Consider the following 19,829-nt stretch of genomic DNA (forward strand, 5'->3'; position numbering starts at 1 on the left):
CTTAGTGCTCGATCGGGCCTTTCGGCATGACGATCGCCGTGCCGGCGGTTGTCGGACGCTCGATCATGCGGCGGACGCGCGGCGGCTCGTCGCCGCTGTGTAGCGCGCGCACGCGCTCGCCGATAACGGCGTCGGCATGGGTGGCCCGCTTATTGTGGCGGATGTATTCGAGCCATGTCGGCGTGTGATAGTGCTCGATCCATATTGCGGGATTTTCGAGATCGCGCGCCAGCGTCCAGTTGCGGGCGCCGTCACGGCGTCGGATGCGGCCGCGTTCGGCCATGGTGGCTAGGAATTCCGGCACGTCCTCTTCGCGGATGATGTACTCGATCATGATAGCGATGGGGCCGCTGCGCAGCTTGAGGTCGAGCGCAAGATGCGGCTCCTTGAAACGGTTGGTCGGATCGAGATTGAGCACCGCCTGCTGCGGCAAGGGCAGCAAGAGGCCGATCGCGCCGCCCGCCAGCATCGCGACAGCAGCCGCGATCAGCGCGAATTCGGCGCCATGCGCATCGGCGACGACACCCCAAATCCAGCTGCCGAGCGCGATGCCGCCGAAGGTCGCCGTCTGATAGACCGACAGCACCCGGCCGACCACCCAGCGCGGCGTAGACATCTGCACCGTGACGTTGAAATGCGACAGCGCGATCACCCAGCAGGCGCCGCCGATGAGCAGCCCGAGCGACGTCTGCCAGGCGTGGTCGCTGACGGCGGCATTGAAGGCGCAGAGCGCGAAGCCGGCGAATGCCATGCGCACCATCGTCTCGCTGGACAGGATCTGCCTCAGCCGGACGCTGATCAGCGCGCCGCCGACCGCGCCGATGCCGAACGCGCCGAGCATGATGCCGTAGGTCAAGGCATCGCCCTTGACGACGTCGCGCGCCACCAGCGGTAGCAACGCCAGAACCGCGCCGGCGCTGAAGCCGAAAGCCGCACCCCTGACCAGCACCTTGCCGATATTGGGCGACATGGCGACGTAGCGCAGGCCGGCGCCCATCGCCGCGCCCAGCGTCTCGCGCGGCAGTGTAGAGGCCGGCAGGTCCGGCTTCCAGCGGGCGAGCACTATGATAAGGCCGACATAGCTCAATGCATTGGCGGCAAAGGCGGCGGCGGCACCTGCGGCGGCAACGATGATGCCGCCGATCGCCGGGCCGACGCTGCGCGTCAGGTTGAAGCCTAACGAGTTGAGCGCGACAGCCGCAGGCAGCTTGGCGCGTGGCACCATATCACCGACCGACGCCTGCCATGACGGGTTGTTGAGCGCCGTGCCGCTGTCGATCAGGAAGGTGAAGGCGAGCAGCGTCCACGGCGTTATCAGGCCAAGATAGGTGAACACGGTCAGCAGAACCGAGACGACCAGCATGAAGGTCTGGGCAATCAGCATGACCTTGCGCCGGTTGAAGCTGTCGGCGATCGCACCGGCAACGAGCGCAAACAGCATGATCGGCAAGGTGGTCGACGCCTGGACCAGCGCGACCTGATAGGACGAGGTGGCGATCGTCGTCATCATCCAGGCGGCGCCGACGCCCTGGATCAAGCCACCGAAATTCGAAACCAGACTGGCGGACCATACGGCGCGGAAAATGCCGTGCCGGAACGGCGCCAGCGCCGAGACGCGTTCGCTGTTCGGCTCGTCGTCGATCATGGATGCTTCCCCGACTTCAATGCTGTCTTCTTCCGGTGAATCGGTCCCTCATACCGTTCCCTCAAAGTAGAGCATCACTTCGCAAAGGGCGAACGCCTTTTCGAAGAAGATCATGGTCCAACAACAGGATAGCGGAGGCCGGAACAGGTCCGCGGACGTCCTTGCAGGCGGCGTGAAGCGCTTCGGTGAGGTGGCCGACTTTGTGCCCGCTGCCTACTAAATTGCCACGAATGTCGTTACCCAAAACCGCTGCGCTCTCTCGGATCAAACGCCCGAGGGCAGGCTCTGGTCGACATGCATTACCGATCCTCGAATCCGGTCAGCACGCCGACGGCGTTGATGCCGATTTCCTCGACGGCATAGCCGCCTTCCATGACGAACAGCGTCGGCAGGCCGAGCCTGGCGATGCGACGTCCGATCTTGGGATAGTCGGCGCTTTTCAGCTTGAACTTGCTGATCGGGTCCTTCTCGAACGTGTCGACGCCGAGCGAGACGACGACGACATCGGGAGCGTAAGCCGCAAGTTTCGCGCAGGCGTCTTCCAGCGAAGCATTCCAGGCGTCCCATGAGGTGCCGAACGGCATCGGATAATTGAGATTGAAGCCTTCGCCGGGGCCGGCACCGCGTTCGTCGGCATGGCCAAGGAAGAACGGATATTCGGTCATCGGGTCGCCATGCAGGTTCAGCACCTGCACGTCGTCGCGGCTGTAGAAGATCTCCTGCGTGCCGTTGCCATGATGGTAGTCGACATCGAGAATCGAGACGCGCTTGGCGCCCTGGTCGCGGAACCATTGCGCGGCAACGGCGGCGTTGTTGATGTAGCAATAGCCGCCCATGAAAGCAGCGCCGGCATGATGGCCGGGCGGACGGCAGAGCGCGAAGGCGGACGTCTCGCCGCCCTTGACCAGGGCGGCCGCGGTCAGCGCCACGTCATAGGACGACTTGATCGCCTCCCAGGTGCCTTCAACGAAGGTGGCGCCGCCGTCGAAGGAGTAAAATCCAAGCAGCGCATCGATCGTTCTGGGGCGCACATCGCCGCGCAGGCCGCGCGTCGGCCAGGTGAAGGGGATGGCCGAGCCCGTCCGGCCGGACGCTTCCCAGAGCGGCCACACGGTCGGCAGGAAATCGATGTAGTCGCTGGTGTGCACCTTCCTGGCGGCAGCGAGATCGTGGGTGTCGGGTGGCAGGATCGGGCCGAGCTTTTCGCTCTCCACCCTCGCCTGGATGAACTCAGCGCGCGAGGGCTTCTCGAAGGCCGGCACGATGGCGCCCGAAATGAGTTCGAAGTTGCCGGCATGACCGACGTGGAGAGGGGAGAAAACAGTCTTCATCTTGCGGGCCCGGCTCGCTCTTCGAGTTGCGTATCTGTCATTGACGGACTGCTTTGTGGCAGAGAGTTTCAGCGCCGCCAAGAGGCGTTCCAGATCGTTGTTGCAAGTAGCAGCGGACGGCTTGCCAGACGCCAATACTCTGCTAGCCTAAGCTCAAACGGGAGAAAATTATGCCGCCATCGGCCGATCTGATCGTCGAGAATGCCAGCATATTGACGATGGATCCCGATAACCCCCGTGCCGAAGCCATAGCCATCAAGGGCGGCGAAATCATTGCGATCGCAGATCGCGCGACCGTGCTGGAGCACAAAGGCCCCGGCACGCGCGTCATCGATGCCGGCCGCGGCTCCGTCGTCCCCGGCTTCATTGAGGCGCATATGCATCTTTTCGGCGGCGCGGCCGAGCTCGATCATCTCCAGCTGATGGGCGTCCACGGTTTCGAGGCGCTTTCCGACGCTGTGCGCCATTATGCCGCAATGCGACCGGACCTGCCCATCCTGCAGGCGCAAGGCGCCGACTACACCATCCTGTCGGCGACTGAGCGGGTCAGCCGCCGTCATCTCGACCGCATCCTGCCGGACCGGCCCTTCGTCATGGCGGCGCCCGATCACCATACAATGTGGGCCAACACCAAAGCGCTGGAACTGGCCGGCCTGCTTAGAGGAAAGCAGCTTGGCCCGGGCAATGAGATCGTCATGGGCGACGACGGGCTGGCCAGCGGCGAATTGCGCGAGGGCGAGGCTTTTGGGCCGCTGATCGCGCTGGCCGGCGAGGATCGCGTGTGGCTCGGCCAGACCACCGGCGGCGAGCCGGACCCGAAGCCGACGCCGGCGGAGCAGGCCTCCGACCGGGCGATCATGCGCCGCGGGCTGGAATGGTGTGCCAGGCACGGCATCACCTCGATCCAAAACATGGACGGCAATTTGCATCAGCTCGAACTCTTGTCCGAGATCGAGGCCGAAGGCGGCTTGCTGTGCCGCGTGCAGGTGCCGTTCCACTACAAGAACTTCATGACGCTCGACATGCTCGACAAGGCGTCGATGATGGCTGAGCGCTACAAGGGCGAATGGCTATCGTCGGGCATGGTCAAGGTGTTCTACGACGGCGTGCTCGATTCATGGACGGCGGTGATGGTCGAGCCCTATGCAGACCGTCCGGATTGGCTGGGCGAGCCGCTGTTCACGCCGCAGCAATTCATCGACCTTGCCGTGGCCGTCGACAGGCGCGGGCTGCAGATTGCGGTGCACTCGATTGGCGACGGCGCCGTGCGCGCCGTGCTCGACGGCTACGAGGCGGCACAGAAACAAAACGGCACGCGCGACAGCCGGCATCGGGTCGAGCACATCGAGGTGATCACCGCCGCCGACGTGCCACGCTTCGCAAAGCTTGGCGTCATTGCCTCGATGCAGCCGCCGCATCCGCCGGGCAGCATGGGCTTGCCGCTGGAGCCGACGGTGTCGCGCATCGGGCCCGCCCGCTGGCCGCTGAGCTATGCGTGGCGGACGCTGAAGAACGCGGGCGCGCGTGTCGTCTTCGCCTCGGATTGGCCGGTGTCGCCGATCGATCCGATCCTGGGCATTCAGGCGGCAGTGCTGCGCAAACCATGGGCAGACGATGATCCCGATCAGAGCTTCTCGCTGCATGAATCACTCGGTGGCTACACGGTGGAAGGCGCCTATGCCGAGTTCATGGAGCATCGCAAAGGCCGTCTGAAGCTAGGCTTCATGGCCGATCTCGTGGTGCTCTCTGCCGATATCGAGGCGACCGCGCCGGAAGCGCTGCATATGGTGCGGCCAGTGACGACGATCTGCGGCGGCAAGATCACTTACCAGGCATGACGATGGCACGGGAATTGCGTTCTGAATCGACATTCAGATGCATGCTTGCCAAGCCACACGCCGTGTGCTGACAATCGAGTGGGAACTGGATCCGCCCTGAAGAGCGGACGCAAGAATGGGGTAATCGTGCCGGAACAACCGGGTAAAAGTGCAATTGAGGTTCGTGGCGTCCGCAAGGTATTCGGTACCGGGGAGTCACAGGTCGCCGCCCTCGACACGGTTTCGGTGTCGATCCGCGAAAATGAGTTCTTCACGCTGCTTGGTCCGTCCGGCTGCGGGAAGACGACGCTTTTAAGGCTGATTGCCGGCTTCGATTTCCCTAGCGCCGGCGAGATACTGCTGCATGGTCAGGACATCGCGCCGCTGCCGCCATTCAAGCGGCCGGTCAACACCGTGTTCCAGAACTATGCGCTGTTCCCCCATATGACGGTGGCCGAGAACATCGGCTTCGGCCTCGAAATGCTCGGCAAGCCCAAAGCCGAAGTGAAGGCGCGGGTCGCCGAGATGCTGAAGCTGGTCAAGATGGAAGCGCTCAGCGGCCGCCGCACCAGCCAGATATCGGGCGGCCAGCAGCAGCGCGTGGCGCTGGCCCGGGCGCTGGCGCCGCAGCCGAAGGTGCTGCTGCTCGACGAGCCGCTGTCGGCGCTCGACTTCAAGCTGCGCAAGGAGATGCAGATCGAGCTGAAGCGGCTGCAGCACGAGACCGGCATCACCTTCATCTTCGTCACCCACGACCAGGAAGAAGCGCTGACCATGTCGGACCGCATCGCGGTGATGTCGTCGGGCAGGATCCTGCAGGTCGGCACGCCTTGGGACATCTATGACAAGCCGGCGGAGCGCTTCGTCGCCGACTTCATCGGCGAGACCAATTTCCTGACCGCGGCCATAACAGGCATCGCCAACGGCAAGGCACGCGCAACACTCAAATCCGGCGCGACGATCGACGCAACCGTGGCTGAAGGCTTTCAGCCGAAGGACAACGCCACCGTGGTGGTCAGGCCGGAACATGCCAAGCTGACCAGCGGCAAGGGCGACCTGTCGGGCACGGTCGAAAACATCGTCTATTTCGGCACCGACACGCACATCCATGTTCGCCTGGACAGTAGCGAGGCCTTCACCGTGCGCCAGCAGAACACGCGCAGCGCAGGCTGCGGTTTCGAGCGGGGAGACAAGGTCGGCATTTCGATCGGCAACGATGCCGCACAAGTGCTGAGGGACTGATGGCGAGCGCGGAAGAAGTCGCCAAGGAAGCCGAACGCCGAGATATCCGCGATCGCTGGCTTCTGTCAGCGCCGGCACTGATCATCATCTTTCTGGCGGCGACCGGCCCGCTGCTGATCGTCGTGATCTATTCGTTCCTGACGCCGGGGCCCTATGGCGACGTGGTGTGGAAATTCTCCACCGACGGCTGGCTGTCGGTGGTGATGCAGCGTGACATCTTCGACGACACGCTGGCCTTCGCCGACGCGCATCTGTCGATCTTCTGGCGTTCGGCCAAGCTGTCGTTCATGACAACGATCTTCACGCTGCTCTTTGGCTTCCCGACCGCCTATTTCATCGCCACCCGGCCCGCGCGGCAGCGCGAGATCTGGCTGTTCCTGATCACCATCCCGTTCTGGACCAATCTGCTGATCCGCACCTTCGCCATCCAAGAGGTGATCCGCAACGAGGGCATCGTCAACACGGTGCTCATCAAGCTCGGCATCATCAGCCAGCCGATCCAGATGATGTTCACCGATTTCGCGCTGATGGTCGGCATGACCTATGTCTATCTGCCGCTGATGGTGCTGCCGCTCTATGCCAGCATGGAAAAGATCGACTTCCGGCTGGTCGAGGCGGGTTACGACCTCTACGCCAACCGCTTCCAGGTGCTGAGGCGGGTCATCATCCCGCTGGTCAAGCCTGGCATCATCGCCGGCTCGATCCTCGTCTTCATCCCGGCGCTGGGCGCCTATGTCACCCCGCGCGTGCTCGGCGGTTCGAAGAATATGATGCTCGGCAATCTGATCGAGCTGCAGTTCGGGCAAGGCCGTAACTGGCCGCTCGGCTCGGCGCTGTCGATCTCGTTGATGGCGATCGTGATGGTCGCGCTGCTCTTCTATGTCCGCTCCGCCGGGCGTCAGGGCGGCACGCATGGGTAGCGGCTTCGACATCCGCCGGCAGACCGGCTTCACGGCCATCGCGATGGTCTGCTTCTTCGCGCTTTACCTGCCGATCATCACGGTTGTCGTCTATGCCTTCAACGCCGGCAGTTCGATCGCGATCTGGGAAGGCGTGTCGCTGCGCTGGTTCTACCAGGCCTGGAACAACAACCAGGTTGTCGACGCCTCGATCCGGTCGCTGCAGATTGCTTCAGTCGCGGCGACTATTGCCACGATCGTCGCCACCATGGCCGCGCTTGCCACGACCCGGACGAAGCCATATCCCGGCCTCGGCTTCAAATACGCCTTCATCAACCAGCCGCTGATGGTGCCGGAAATCGTCACCGCGGTGGCGCTGCTGATCTTCTTTTCGCGCATCAAGATCTGGACCGGCTATTCGGGGCTGGGCTACCTGATGGCCGCGCATACGGCCTTTTGCATCCCCTTTGCCTATCTGCCGATCCGGGCGCGGCTTGAGAACATGGATCTGACGTTGGAGGTCGCTGCGGCCGACCTCTACGCGACACCCTGGAAGGCTTTTCGGCGCGTCACCTTTCCGCTGCTCTGGCCAGGCATCCTTGCTGGATTGATGCTGGCCTTCGTCATCTCGCTGGATGATGTCGTCATCACGGAGTTCGTCAAGTCCGGCGGCCAGGACACGTTGCCGACTTACATGCTCGGCCAGTTCCGGCGCGTTATCACGCCGGAAATAAACGCGATTTCGACGGTGTTCCTGCTGATCTCGATATTGATCGTCACCGTCTTCTTTTTCATCAGCAGGAAAAAGGATCAGGAATGATATCAGCTGTAACAGGAGAAAAACGATGAAGTGGAAACTGGCTGCGACGGCGCTCGGCGCCGCGCTCCTCGCCTCGGCGGGTATTGCCCGCGCCGATGGCGAGCTCAACATCTACAACTGGGGCAATTACACCAGCCCCGACCTCATCAAGAAATTTGAGGAAAAATACAAGGTCAAGGTGACAGTCACCGACTACGATTCCAACGACACCGCGCTCGCCAAAATCCGCCAGGGCGGCAGCGGCTTCGACATCGTGGTGCCCTCTGCGAGCTTCGTGCCGATCTGGATCGAGGAAGGGCTGCTGTTGGAGACAGAGCCTAGCAAGATGGAGAACTTCAAGAACATGGACCCGAAATGGGTCGATGTTCCCTTCGATCCAGGCCGCAAATACACCGTGCCGTGGCAATGGGGAACGACCGGCGTGACGGTCAACACCTCCGTCTACAAGGGTGACGTCAACACTTCGGCCATCTTCCTGGATCCGCCGCCGGAACTGGTCGGCAAGGTCAACGTCGTTCCCGAAATGGCCGATGTCATGCATCTCGCCATCAGATATGTCGGCGGCGAGCCCTGCACCGGCGACAAGGAGGTGCTGAAGAAGGTGCGCGATGCGCTGGTGGCGGCAAAGCCGAAATGGATCTCCATGGACTACGGCACGGTCGAGAAGTTCGCCAAGGGCGACTTCGCAGCTAGCGTCGACTGGAATGGCGCGTCCTTCCGCGCCCGCCTGCAGAACAAGGACATGGTCTATGGCTATCCGAAGGAGGGCTATCCGATCTGGATGGACAATCTTGCGGTGCTGAAGGACGCCAAGAACGTCGAAAACGCCAAATTGTTCCAGAACTTCATCATGGATCCCGAAAACGCGGCGCTGATCTCGTCTTTCGCGCGCTACGCCAACGGCATCAAGGGATCGGAGGCCTTCATGCCTGCGGACATGAAGACGGCGCCGGAGGTCAACATCCCCGCCGAGTTCGCCGACAAGGGCAAGTTCATGCTGAACTGCGCGCCCGACGTCCAGGCGCTCTACACCAGGATCTGGACCGAATTGCAGAAGTGATCGCAGTACCACGGACCCGGCAGCCATGGCTGCCGGGTCCGTGAATCAAAAAAATCTTCGCCAAGGACCGACGTCCGGCTGTCGCCTGACGCACCCGGAGTTTGCCTGCAAATGCCCGATCTCGATCTCTGCTACATGCCGGCACGCGAGGCCCTTAGGCGCTTCAAGGCGAAGACGCTCTCACCGGTCGAGCTGATGGAAGCGGTCATCGGGCGCGCCGAGGCGACGAAGGACAAGGTCAACGCTTTCACCAACACGCATTTTGACGAGGCGATGGCACTGGCCAAAAAAGCCGAGGCGAAATACGCCAAGGGCAAGAAGACGGGCCCGCTCGAGGGCCTGCCCGTCGGCATCAAGGACGAAAGCTATATCAAGGGCAAGCCGACCACCGGCGGCTCGCTGATTATGAAGAATTTCGTTGCCGACATCAGTTCGACCATGAATGAGCGCATCATTCGAGCTGGCGGCATCGTCCATGCACGCACGGCGACGCCGGAATTCTCCTGCGCGGCCTATACATGGTCCAGGTTGTGGGGTGTCACCCGCAATCCCTGGAATCCCAAGTTCACGCCCGGAGGCTCGTCGGGCGGCTCGGCCGCATCGCTCGCATCCGGCACATCGTCGATCGCCACCGGCTCAGATATCGGCGGCTCGATCCGCATCCCGGCGTCGGCCTGCGGTATCGTCGGCTACAAGCCGCCCTATGGCCGCAACCCGGACGACCCACCGTTCAACCTCGACTTCTACTGCCACACCGGACCGCTGGCACGCACGGTGGAGGACGCGATCCTGCTGCAGAACGTCATGACCGGTCCCAGTCCTCTGGATATCGCTTCGCTCCGGCCGAAGCTAACCCTGCCGACCAGGTTCAAGCCGATCAAGGGCTGGAGGATAGGCTATTCGATGGATCTCGGCGGCTTCGAGGTCGATCCGGAAGTGGTGAAGAACACGAAGAAAGCGCTCGACGTGTTCCGCTCACTGGGTGCTGAGGTCGAGGAGGTCGATTTAGGTTGGGGACCGGAGGTCCTGGAGGCCGGGCTCGCCTATTTGAACCATCTGTTCGGCGCGTTCCTGTCGAAGCTGCTGCCCGACCATGCCGACGAGATGACGACCTACGCCCGCAAGTTCGCCGAGGAGGGAGCGGGTTCCAAGGCAACCGATTTTGTCGACAGCCTGGAGGTGGCTGGCCGCATGTATACGACGCTTGGGCCGCTCCTCGAAAAATACAATGTGCTGATCTGCCCGACCACGGCGCTGCCGTCGGTGCCGGCCGACCATGACCAGTCGAAGGACGAAGTCAGGATCAACGGCAAGCTGGTCAATCCCTCGCTGGGCTGGGTGATGACGACGCCGTTCAACATGATGAGCCGCTGTCCGGTGCTGTCGGTTCCATCCGGCCACGCGAAGAACGGCGTGCCGACCGGTATCCAGATCGTCGGCCGCACCTACAGTGACGAAGATGTGTTCCGCGCCGGCATGGCCTATGAAAAAGCAGGTGGTGGCTGGTACGGAGAAAAGGCGCGCCGGCCGAAACTATGACGGACGGCACGACCGCACTGAAAGCAAAAACTGTCGCGACACCGCGGGACACTTCCCGGAGCATAAAATGACATCCTACCGCAACAGCGAACCGGTGCCGCCGATCATGCAGGGCTCGCCGCCCAAGATGGTGCCTCCAAAGCTCGACTGGGACAGGGGGCCCTGGAACCGGTGGGCATTCCAGCACATCCGCGAAATTCTGCCGACCGTCGAAGTCTGGCGCGGCAATGGCCATCGCCGCCGGCTCGAGCGAGCCGAGGTCGATCTCGATGCGCTGCCGGTGGGCGACAGCACGGGTCAGCCTGCGACGCTGGCCGGGCTGCTCGACGAGACCTATACGGACGGGTTCCTCGTGCTCAAGGACGGCAAGATCGCCTATGAGCGCTATTTCAACGGCATGACCGACCGCACGCTGCATTTGTCGCAGTCGATGGCGAAGTCCGTCACCGCTTCGGTGTTCGGCATATTGGTCGGGCGCAGCCTGATCGACCCGGCCTTGCCGGTGACGACGTATCTGCCGGAGCTTGGCGTCACTGGCTGGGCCGGCGCCAGCGTGCAGCATGTGCTCGATATGACGAGCGGGGTGCGTTTTTCCGAGGAATATACCGACCGCTATTCCGATATCGGTCAGGTCGATGTCGCCAGCGGCTGGAAACCGGTGCCGCCGGGCAGCGATCCGGCCTTCGAGTGGCCGTCGCATATGTTCGAGCTGATCCTGGGCCTCAAGGAGAAAAGCCGGCCGCATGGCGCTGCGTTCGAATACCGTTCGATCGAGACCGACGTGCTCGCCTTCATCATGGAGCGGGTGACCGGCCAGCGGCTGGCGCAGCTGGTTTCCGAGGAACTCTGGCAAAAGCTCGGGGCGGATGAAAGCGCCTGCTTCACCGTCGACAGCGCCGGCTACGCCATCGCCGATGGCGGCTTCAACGCCACGCTGCGCGACTTTGGCCGTTTCGGGCAGCTGATCCTCGACAACGGCGGCGGCGTGGTGCCGGCCGACTGGATCGAGGCGACGCGCAGCGGCAGGCATGGACCGGACTTCAATCCCAGCCTGCCGGAAGGCGGCTACCGCAACCAGTTCTGGATCGAGGATCCGGGCTCACGCGCGCTGATGTGCCGGGGCGTGTTCGGTCAGCTGATCCATATCGACTGGAACACGAGAATGGTCGTTGTGAAGCTTTCGAGCTACCCGGATTTCACCGATATCGCCTATTCGGTGGCGACGATGAAGGCCGTGCACGCGATCGCCGCCGCTCTGGCCTAAGTTCCAAAAATCGGAAGGAAACGCCATGACCGGCGAGACTGCGTTCGAGACCGGATATGGCTTTGCCCGAATAGTCTGACCCGATCCAGGCGCCCGTAGCGCCGCAGCTTTCCTGTGGACCTGTCAGGCTGATCGAAAACGCCGCGGTTGGCGGAGCGACGCTCTGCGCCTATGGTCGCCGCTCTTTTCGATAAGGACAGCAGGAACGACATGGCATCCGACATCAAGCGCATCGCAGCAATCATCGCAGCCGAGATCACTGCCCGGCCCGAACAGGCCGCGGCGGCGATCGGACTGCTGGACGAAGGCGCGACAGTGCCGTTCGTGGCGCGCTACCGCAAGGAGGTCACCGGCGGCCTGGACGACACTCAGCTGCGCCTGCTTGCCGAGCGGCTCGCCTATCTGCGCGAGCTCGACGCGCGCCGGGACACAATCCTCGGTTCGATCCGCGAGCAGGGCAAGCTGACCGAGGAGCTCGAAACCAAGGTCGCTGCGGCTGCCACCAAGGCGGAACTCGAAGACATCTATCTGCCCTACAAGCCGAAGCGCCGAACCAAGGCGGAGATCGCGCGAGAGCGCGGGCTGGGACCGCTGGCCGAGGCCATCCTTGCCGACCGTGCGGCGGTGCCCGCCGAACTGGCGCTGGCATACATCAGCGAAGAGGTGGTCGACGCCAAGGCGGCACTCGACGGCGCGCGCGACATCCTGTCCGAACAGTTCGCCGAAAATGCCGACCTGGTCGGCAGACTGCGGGCCTACATGAAGGAACGGGCTTTCATGCGGTCACGCGTCGTCGACGGCAAGCAGGAGGCCGGCGCGAAATTCTCCGACTATTTCGACCATGTCGAGCGCTGGGCCAATGTGCCGAGCCATCGCGCGCTGGCGATGCTGCGCGGCCGCAACGAAGAGGTGCTGTCGCTCGACATCGAAGTCGATGCCGACCACGCGTCGCCGGTGAAGCCGATCGAACGGATGATTGCCGATGCCTACGCCATCGGCCGCCAGCTGCCGGGCGACCGCTGGCTGATGGAGGTTGCTGGCTGGACCTGGCGCATAAAGCTGTCGCTGCATCTGACGCTCGATTTGATGCGCGATCTGCGCGAGCGGGCCGAGGAGGAAGCGATCCACGTCTTCGCCCGCAATCTGAAGGATTTGCTGCTCGCAGCACCGGCCGGCTCGCGCGCCACGATGGGGCTCGATCCCGGCATCCGCACCGGGGTCAAGGTGGCGGTGGTGGACGGCACCGGCAAGCTGCTGGCGACGACGACGGTCTATCCGTTTCCACCACGGAACGATGTGCGCGGCACGCAGGCCGAATTGGCGAAGCTCATCCGCCTGCACAAGGTCGAGTTGATTTCGATCGGCAACGGAACCGGCAGCCGCGAGACGGAACGGCTGGTCGCCGACATGCTGTCCGACATGCCGGCTGATTCCGGGCCGAAGCCGCTCAAGGTGATCGTCAGCGAGGCGGGGGCCTCGGTCTATTCCGCCTCGGCAACGGCGGCGGCGGAATTCCCCGGCCTCGACGTGTCGCTGCGCGGCGCGGTGTCGATCGCGCGGCGACTGCAGGATCCGCTCGCCGAACTGGTCAAGATCGAGCCGAAGTCGATCGGCGTCGGCCAGTATCAGCACGATGTCGACCAGTACCGGCTCGGCCGCTCGCTGGAAGCGGTGGTCGAGGACGCGGTCAATGCCGTGGGCGTCGACCTCAACACCGCCTCTGCGCCGCTTCTGGCGCGGGTTTCGGGTCTTGGCACATCGCTGGCCGAGGCCATCATCGCGCATCGCGATGCGACCGGCCCTTTCGCCAGCCGTCGCGATCTGCTGAAGGTCTCTCGCCTTGGACCCCGCGCGTTCGAGCAATGCGCCGGCTTCCTGCGAATTCCCAACGGCACCGAACCGCTGGATGCCTCGGCCGTGCATCCGGAAGCCTATGGCGTGGCGAAAAAGATCGTCGCCGCCTGTGGGCGCGACCTCCGCTCGCTGATGGGCGACAGTGCCGCCCTCAAGGCGCTTGATCCGCGGGTTTTCGTCGATGAGCGGTTCGGCCTGCCGACGGTGCGTGATATACTGGCAGAACTGGAAAAGCCCGGCCGCGATCCGCGCCCCGGCTTCAAGACCGCGACCTTTGCCGACGGTGTCGATGACATCAAGGATTTGAAGCCGGGAATGCTGCTGGAAGGCACCGTCACCAATGTCGCGGCGTTCGGCGCCTTCGTCGATATCGGCGTGCATCAGGACGGGTTGGTGCACGTCTCGCAACTGGCCGACCGTTTCGTCAAGGACGCGCATGAGGTGGTGAAAGCCGGCGACGTGGTCAAGGTGCGCGTTGTCGACATCGACATCAAGCGTAAGCGCATCGGCCTGTCGATGCGCAAGGATGGTGACGGCGGTACACCGAAGCCGCGCGACAATGGCAACAGACCGGTGTCGCGCGCGCCGGCGCCGCAGCGTCAGCCAGAGCGGCCGGCGCAACAGGGCGCATTCGGTGCCGCATTGGCCGATGCGCTGAAGCGGAAGTAGCTACTTCTCCGGCGGTACATGGCCCAGCAGCCAGTCGCGAAAACTGGCGACTGGCGGATGGCCGCGCTTGTCGTGCGGCACGACGAGATAATAGGCGCTGCGGCTTTGCATTGGCCGGCCCGGCGCCGGCACCAACTGGCCGCGCTGCAATTCGCCTGAGATGAGGACCTGCGGCAGCAGTGCGACGCCGAGCCCGGCCATGCAGGCCTGGGCGGCGGTGCCGAACTGCTCGAACTGCATGCCCGGTCCAGTCGGTGCGCTCAAACCCTGATGCTCGAACCACTCGGTCCATGCGCCGGGCCGCGTCGCCATATGCAGCAGCGGCAGACGGCCGATGTCGGCGGGTGTGGCAATGGCGCGGCCGGCCAGAAATTCGGGTGAAACGACAGGCGCGACCGTCTCGCTGACCAAGAGTGTGGAGTCGGCATCGGGCCAATCGGTCAGGCCGTAATGGATGGCGGCGTCGAGCCTCTCGCGGACGAAGTCGAAGCGGCCGATACGAGTGACGAAGTTGATGGTGATGTCGGGATTGTTTTCGACGAAATCCGGGATGAGCGGCATCAGCCAGCGTGTGCCGAAGGTCGGCAGGATGGCGAGGTTCAAGATGCCACTATGCCGATTGCTCATCAATCCAAGGGCCGCGTCGCGCAATTGACCCAGGGCGGCGCGCACCGCTTCGGCATAGATCTCGCCTGCAGTCGACAGCCGGACATTGCGGCTGTCGCGTTCGAACAGCCGACGGCCGAACTGGTCCTCCAACAACGCGATCTGCCGGCTTACAGCACCCTGAGTCAGATCGAGCTCGCGGGCGGCGGCGGTGAAAGAGCCGAGGCGCGCCACAGCCTCGAAGGCGGTAAGGGCGCCGATGTTAGGCAAAAGGCGGCGCTGGACGCTCATGATCCATTACTAACGCTCATTGATTGGTGATGCAATTTCGTTTGATTTTTTTTAAGCGGGGGTCGATAAGCCGGGCACTTCAAGATTTTGTTCTGGGAACCGAGAGCCATGGCCGCCGATAAGAACGCATTCGTCTGGGACGATCCTTTCCTGATCGAGGACCAGCTTTCGGAAGACGAGCGGATGGTGCGCGATGGCGCGGCGGCATTCGCTGCCGACAAGCTCGCTCCCAGGATCGAGGAAGCCTATCTCGAGGAAAAGACCGACGCCGGCATCTTTCGCGAGATGGGCGAGGCGGGTCTGCTCGGCATCACCATCCCCGAGGAATATGGCGGGCTCGGCGCCAACTATGTCACCTATGGGCTGGTGGCGCGGGAAGTCGAGCGCATCGACTCGGGCTATCGCTCGATGATGAGCGTGCAGTCGTCGCTGGTGATGTATCCGATCCATGCCTATGGCTCGGAGGCCCAACGCAAGAAATACCTGCCGAAGCTCGCCAGCGGCGAATGGATCGGCTGCTTCGGCCTGACCGAGCCGGATGCCGGTTCCGACCCGGGCGGCATGAAGACGCGCGCCGAAAAGACCGCGAACGGCTACAAGATCTCCGGCTCGAAAATGTGGATTTCCAACGCGCCGATCGCCGACGTCTTTGTCGTTTGGGCGAAATCGGCTGCGCATGACAACGAGATTCGCGGCTTCGTGCTGGAGAAGGGCATGAAGGGGCTGTCGGCGCCGAAGATCGGCGGCAAGCTGTCGCTGCGAGCCTCGATCACCGGCGAAGTGGTGATGGAAGGCGTCGAGGTCGGCGAAGACGCGCTGCTGCCCAATGTGTCGGGCCTGAAGGGGCCATTCGGCTGTCTCAACCGGGCGCGCTACGGCATCTCCTGGGGCGCGATGGGTGCAGCGGAAGATTGCTGGCACCGGGCCCGCCAATACGGCCTCGACCGCAAGCAGTTCGGCAAGCCGCTGGCCGGGACGCAGCTTTTCCAGAAAAAACTCGCCGACATGCAGACCGAGATCGCTCTGGGGCTGCAGGGCAGCTTGCGGGTCGGGCGGTTGATGGACGAAGGCAAGATGGCGCCGGAGATGATCTCGATCGTCAAGCGCAACAATTGCGGCAAGGCGCTCGATATCGCCCGCCAGGCCCGTGACATGCATGGCGGCAATGGCATCCAGATCGGCTACCATGTCATGCGCCACGCGCAGAACCTTGAAACCGTCAACACCTATGAGGGCACGCATGACGTGCATGCGCTGATCCTCGGGCGGGCGCAGACCGGGTTGCAGGCGTTTTTCTGAGCCGGCAACTGTCGCTTAAATTAGGTGCACCGCAACATCTGCTTGGAGAATGCCCGCCTGATGTGTCAGGGTTCGGCGAATTGGTTTGAAACGCCGACTTTCGGGGCACCATGGCAATTCTGGCAGCCGTCTACCACCTGACCCATTACAAATATGACCGGCCGGTCGTCCTTGGCCCTCAGGTCATCAGGCTGCAGCCGGCGCCGCATTCCCGCACCAAGGTGCTCAGTCACTCGCTGAAGGTCGAGCCCGCAAACCATTTCGTCAATCTGCAGCAAGACCCCTACGGCAATTTCCTCGCCCGCTTCGTGTTTCCTGAGCCGGTGACGGAGCTGAAGATCGAGGTCGACCTCGTCGCCGACATGACGGTCTATAATCCGTTCGATTTCTTCGTCGAGCCGTCGGCCGAAATCTTTCCGTTCGAATACCCAGAAGAGATCCGCGACGATCTCGCCATCTACCGGACGCCGGAGCCGGCTGGACCGCTGCTGTCGGCGTTCCTGCAGACCATCGTGCGACACCCAACCAACACCGTCAATTTCGTCGTCGACCTCAATGCGCGGCTGCAGCGCGAGATCGCCTATATCGTGCGCATGGAAACCGGTGTCTTCTCACCCGAGGAAACGCTGGCCGCCGCCAAGGGATCCTGCCGCGATACGAGCTGGCTGCTGGTGCAGATCCTAAGAAACCTCGGCCTCGCCGCGCGCTTCGTTTCCGGCTACCTGATCCAGCTGAAGCCCGACCTCGTCGCGCTTGACGGGCCGCCCGGCACTGCCGTTGATTTCACCGATCTCCATGCCTGGTGCGAGGTCTATCTGCCGGGGGCCGGCTGGATCGGCTTCGACCCGACCTCCGGCCTGCTGACCGGCGAAAGCCATGTGCCGCTGGCCGCAACCCCGCATTTCCGCAACGCTGCGCCCATTTCCGGCATGGCGAGCTTCGCCAATGTCGAATTCGGCTTTGACATGCGGGTCGACCGCATCGCCGAGCACCCGCGCATAACCAAGCCATTCTCCGACGAAAGCTGGCAGGCGCTCGATGCGCTGGGCGTCCAGGTCGATGCCGCGCTCGAAGCCGGGGACGTGCGGCTGACCATGGGTGGCGAGCCGACCTTCGTGTCGATCGACGATTTCGAGGCGGAGGAGTGGAACACCGCTGCCGTCGGCCCGACAAAACGTGAAAAGGCCGATGCCCTAATCCGCCGGCTTCGCGAACGGTTCGCGCCCGGCGGCTTCCTGCACTACGGGCAGGGCAAGTGGTATCCGGGCGAAAGCCTGCCGCGCTGGACCTTCTCGCTCTACTGGCGCGCCGACGGCGAGCCGGTGTGGAGCGATCCGTCGCTGATCGCACGGGAAAACAGCGAAGCAGATGTCGGACCGAAGCAGGCTGAAAGCCTGCTGACGACGATTGCCGATGAACTCGGCATCGACAAGACCATGGTCAGCGAAGCCTATGAGGACCCGGCTGAGTGGCTGCTCAAGGAAGGCAAGCTGCCCGACAATGTCGACCCGTCCAATTCGAAGCTGGAAGACCCGGAAGAGCGCAGCCGCATGGCAAAAGTGTTCGAACGCGGCCTGACCAAGCCGTCGGGCTACGTGCTGCCGGTCCAGCGCTGGAACAGCCAGGCGTCGGGGCCGCGTTGGCGTTCGGAGAAATGGAAGACACGGCGCGGCAAGCTGTTCCTGGTGCCGGGCGATTCGCCGGTCGGCTACCGCCTTCCGCTCGGCACGCTGCCCCATGTGCCGCCGGCGCAGTTCCCCTACATCGTGCCGGTTGATCCTTCGCTGCCGCGCGGACCATTGCCGGCGCGCCAGGCTATTTTACCTGAAGCCGCTCCTTTGCCGGACGCTGCCCCGGCCGAATTGGAAGGCGCCGACGAAATGGCGCGCCGCCAGCAGGCGGCGTCCTTCACCGCCGCGACCGGCCAGCAGGGCCGTGTCGAACAAGAAATCACCGAGATCGGTGGCGCGGTGCGCACCGCGCTATCGGTCGAGCCGCGCGACGGACGGCTTTGTGTGTTCATGCCGCCGGTCGAGGCGTTGGAAGATTATCTCGAACTGGTCGCGGCGGCCGAGAACGCGGCAAAGGCTATCGGGCTGCCGGTGCATATCGAGGGCTACGGCCCGCCGCACGATCCGCGCCTCAACGTCATCCGGGTGGCTCCGGATCCCGGTGTCATCGAGGTGAACATCCATCCGGCTGCGAACTGGCAGGACTGCGTGGCGACGACCACAGCGATCTACGAGGAGGCGCGGCAGACACGGCTTGGCGCCGACAAGTTCATGATCGACGGGCGCCACACCGGCACAGGCGGCGGCAACCATGTCGTCGTCGGCGGCGCGACGCCCAACGACAGCCCGTTCCTGCGCCGTCCGGATCTGCTGAAAAGCCTTGTCCTGCAATGGCAGCGCCGCCCGTCGCTGTCCTATCTGTTTTCGGGCCTGTTCATCGGCCCGACCAGCCAGGCGCCGCGCTTCGACGAGGCGCGCCACGATTCGCTCTACGAGCTCGAGATCGCGATGGCGCAGGTGCCGCATCCAGACAAGGGCAATGCGCCATTGCCGTGGTTGGTCGACCGGCTGTTCCGAAATCTTCTGACCGATGTGACGGGGAACACCCACCGTTCGGAAATTTGCATCGACAAGCTGTTTTCGCCCGACGGCCCGACCGGCCGGCTGGGGCTGGTCGAATTCCGCGGCTTCGAGATGCCGCCCAATGCGCGCATGAGCCTCGCGCAGCAATTGCTGGTGCGCGCCATCATCGCCCGCGCCTGGAAAAACCCGCTCGACGGCCGCTTCGTGCGCTGGGGCACGTCGCTGCATGACCGTTTCATGCTGCCGCACTATGTCTGGGCTGACTTTCTAGACGTGCTGGACGACCTCAAGCTGAACGGCTTTGAATTCCGCCCCGAATGGTTTGACGCGCAGCTCGAATTCCGCTTTCCGTTCTGCGGCGAGGTCCAGTATGCCGGTGTCAAGCTGGAGCTGCGGCAAGCGCTGGAGCCGTGGCATGTCATGGGCGAGCAGGGCGCCATCGGCGGGACCGTGCGCTTTGTCGATTCTTCGGTCGAGCGGCTGCAGGTGAAGACGGAAGGGCTCAACCCGGAGCGTCATGCCGTCGTCTGCAACGGCCGTATCGTGCCAATGAAGGTGACCGACACCAGAGAGATCGCGGTGGCGGGCGTCCGCTTCAAGGCATGGCAGCCGGCATCGGGCCTGCATCCAGCGCTGCCAGTCAACACGCCGCTGGTCTTCGACATCTACGATCGGTGGTCGGGCCGGGCGGTCGGCGGCTGCGTCTACCATGTCGCGCATCCCGGCGGGCGCAGCTACGACACCTTCCCGGTCAACGGCAACGAAGCGGAGGCGCGGCGGCTCGCCCGCTTCGAGCCGCGCGGCCATACGCCGTCCGGCTACGTGCTGCGCGACGAACAAGCCTCTGAGGATTTCCCGATGACCCTTGACCTGCGGCGGCCTGCAAGACTCTGATCAGC

13 protein-coding genes are annotated in these 19,829 nt (G+C 63.5%); 10 read left to right on the top strand and 3 right to left on the bottom strand.

Annotated elements, in window-relative coordinates:
- Position 1: 1 nt before the first annotated feature.
- Together EJ075_RS17960 and EJ075_RS17965 are read right to left on the bottom strand one after the other, a co-directional pair.
- Complete coding sequence (locus EJ075_RS17960) at positions 2 to 1,645, bottom strand: MFS transporter (RefSeq protein ID WP_126105153.1); 1,644 nt, start codon at positions 1,643 to 1,645, stop codon at positions 2 to 4.
- 299 nt (positions 1,646 to 1,944) lie between these two features.
- A complete protein-coding gene (locus tag EJ075_RS17965; RefSeq protein ID WP_126105154.1) occupies positions 1,945 to 2,976 on the bottom strand; it encodes a histone deacetylase family protein in 1,032 nt (343 codons plus the stop codon).
- Between the two features lie 170 nt (positions 2,977 to 3,146).
- Between EJ075_RS17965 and EJ075_RS17970 the strand changes: the two genes are divergently transcribed.
- From EJ075_RS17970 to EJ075_RS18005, 8 genes are all read left to right on the top strand, one after another.
- Complete coding sequence (locus EJ075_RS17970; protein WP_126105155.1) at positions 3,147 to 4,814, top strand: amidohydrolase; 1,668 nt, start codon at positions 3,147 to 3,149, stop codon at positions 4,812 to 4,814.
- A gap of 126 nt (positions 4,815 to 4,940) precedes the next feature.
- On the top strand, positions 4,941 to 6,035 hold the full coding sequence (locus EJ075_RS17975; RefSeq protein WP_126105156.1) for an ABC transporter ATP-binding protein: 1,095 nt from the start codon (positions 4,941 to 4,943) through the stop codon (positions 6,033 to 6,035).
- Entirely contained in the window at positions 6,035 to 6,955 is a 921-nt protein-coding gene (locus EJ075_RS17980) for an ABC transporter permease (RefSeq protein WP_126105157.1), read from the top strand. The genes EJ075_RS17975 and EJ075_RS17980 overlap by 1 nt, the downstream gene beginning before the upstream one ends.
- Complete coding sequence (locus tag EJ075_RS17985; protein WP_126105158.1) at positions 6,948 to 7,754, top strand: ABC transporter permease; 807 nt, start codon at positions 6,948 to 6,950, stop codon at positions 7,752 to 7,754. The genes EJ075_RS17980 and EJ075_RS17985 overlap by 8 nt, the downstream gene beginning before the upstream one ends.
- Before the next feature lie 25 nt (positions 7,755 to 7,779).
- Positions 7,780 to 8,814 carry an extracellular solute-binding protein gene (locus tag EJ075_RS17990; RefSeq protein ID WP_126105159.1) on the top strand — a complete coding sequence of 345 codons (1,035 nt, stop codon included), beginning with the start codon at positions 7,780 to 7,782 and terminating at the stop codon, positions 8,812 to 8,814.
- A 111-nt stretch (positions 8,815 to 8,925) separates the two neighbouring features.
- On the top strand, positions 8,926 to 10,353 hold the full coding sequence (locus EJ075_RS17995) for an amidase (RefSeq protein WP_126105160.1): 1,428 nt from the start codon (positions 8,926 to 8,928) through the stop codon (positions 10,351 to 10,353).
- A 67-nt stretch (positions 10,354 to 10,420) separates the two neighbouring features.
- A complete protein-coding gene (locus tag EJ075_RS18000) occupies positions 10,421 to 11,617 on the top strand; it encodes a serine hydrolase (RefSeq protein ID WP_126105161.1) in 1,197 nt (398 codons plus the stop codon).
- Between the two features lie 210 nt (positions 11,618 to 11,827).
- Complete coding sequence (locus EJ075_RS18005) at positions 11,828 to 14,140, top strand: Tex family protein (protein ID WP_126105162.1); 2,313 nt, start codon at positions 11,828 to 11,830, stop codon at positions 14,138 to 14,140.
- Here EJ075_RS18005 and EJ075_RS18010 read toward each other — a convergent pair whose 3' ends face one another.
- Positions 14,141 to 15,037: a LysR family transcriptional regulator gene (locus EJ075_RS18010; protein WP_126105163.1), complete on the bottom strand. Its 897-nt coding sequence runs from the start codon at positions 15,035 to 15,037 to the stop codon at positions 14,141 to 14,143.
- A gap of 108 nt (positions 15,038 to 15,145) precedes the next feature.
- On the opposite strand from EJ075_RS18010, the gene EJ075_RS18015 reads away from it, so the two are divergent.
- A complete protein-coding gene (locus EJ075_RS18015) occupies positions 15,146 to 16,336 on the top strand; it encodes an acyl-CoA dehydrogenase (RefSeq protein WP_095484107.1) in 1,191 nt (396 codons plus the stop codon).
- A gap of 110 nt (positions 16,337 to 16,446) precedes the next feature.
- A complete protein-coding gene (locus EJ075_RS18020; protein ID WP_126105164.1) occupies positions 16,447 to 19,824 on the top strand; it encodes a transglutaminase family protein in 3,378 nt (1,125 codons plus the stop codon).
- Positions 19,825 to 19,829 lie beyond the last annotated feature (5 nt).

It is taken from the genome of Mesorhizobium sp. M6A.T.Cr.TU.016.01.1.1 (assembly GCF_003952585.1).
GTDB classification, from domain to species: Bacteria; Pseudomonadota; Alphaproteobacteria; order Rhizobiales; family Rhizobiaceae; genus Mesorhizobium; species Mesorhizobium mediterraneum.

What these genes read in the sequence shown, in the direction of transcription:
- EJ075_RS18015 (WP_095484107.1), top strand. Translation starts at nt 15,146, where the DNA reads ATGGCCGCCGATAAGAACGCATTCGTCTGGGACGATCCTTTCCTGATC.
- EJ075_RS17960 (WP_126105153.1), bottom strand. Translation starts at nt 1,645, where the DNA reads ATGATCGACGACGAGCCGAACAGCGAACGCGTCTCGGCGCTGGCGCCG.
- EJ075_RS18000 (WP_126105161.1), top strand. Translation starts at nt 10,421, where the DNA reads ATGACATCCTACCGCAACAGCGAACCGGTGCCGCCGATCATGCAGGGC.
- EJ075_RS17995 (WP_126105160.1), top strand. Translation starts at nt 8,926, where the DNA reads ATGCCCGATCTCGATCTCTGCTACATGCCGGCACGCGAGGCCCTTAGG.
- EJ075_RS18010 (WP_126105163.1), bottom strand. Translation starts at nt 15,037, where the DNA reads ATGAGCGTCCAGCGCCGCCTTTTGCCTAACATCGGCGCCCTTACCGCC.
- EJ075_RS18020 (WP_126105164.1), top strand. Translation starts at nt 16,447, where the DNA reads ATGGCAATTCTGGCAGCCGTCTACCACCTGACCCATTACAAATATGAC.
- EJ075_RS18005 (WP_126105162.1), top strand. Translation starts at nt 11,828, where the DNA reads ATGGCATCCGACATCAAGCGCATCGCAGCAATCATCGCAGCCGAGATC.
- EJ075_RS17990 (WP_126105159.1), top strand. Translation starts at nt 7,780, where the DNA reads ATGAAGTGGAAACTGGCTGCGACGGCGCTCGGCGCCGCGCTCCTCGCC.
- EJ075_RS17980 (WP_126105157.1), top strand. Translation starts at nt 6,035, where the DNA reads ATGGCGAGCGCGGAAGAAGTCGCCAAGGAAGCCGAACGCCGAGATATC.
- EJ075_RS17970 (WP_126105155.1), top strand. Translation starts at nt 3,147, where the DNA reads ATGCCGCCATCGGCCGATCTGATCGTCGAGAATGCCAGCATATTGACG.
- EJ075_RS17985 (WP_126105158.1), top strand. Translation starts at nt 6,948, where the DNA reads ATGGGTAGCGGCTTCGACATCCGCCGGCAGACCGGCTTCACGGCCATC.
- EJ075_RS17965 (WP_126105154.1), bottom strand. Translation starts at nt 2,976, where the DNA reads ATGAAGACTGTTTTCTCCCCTCTCCACGTCGGTCATGCCGGCAACTTC.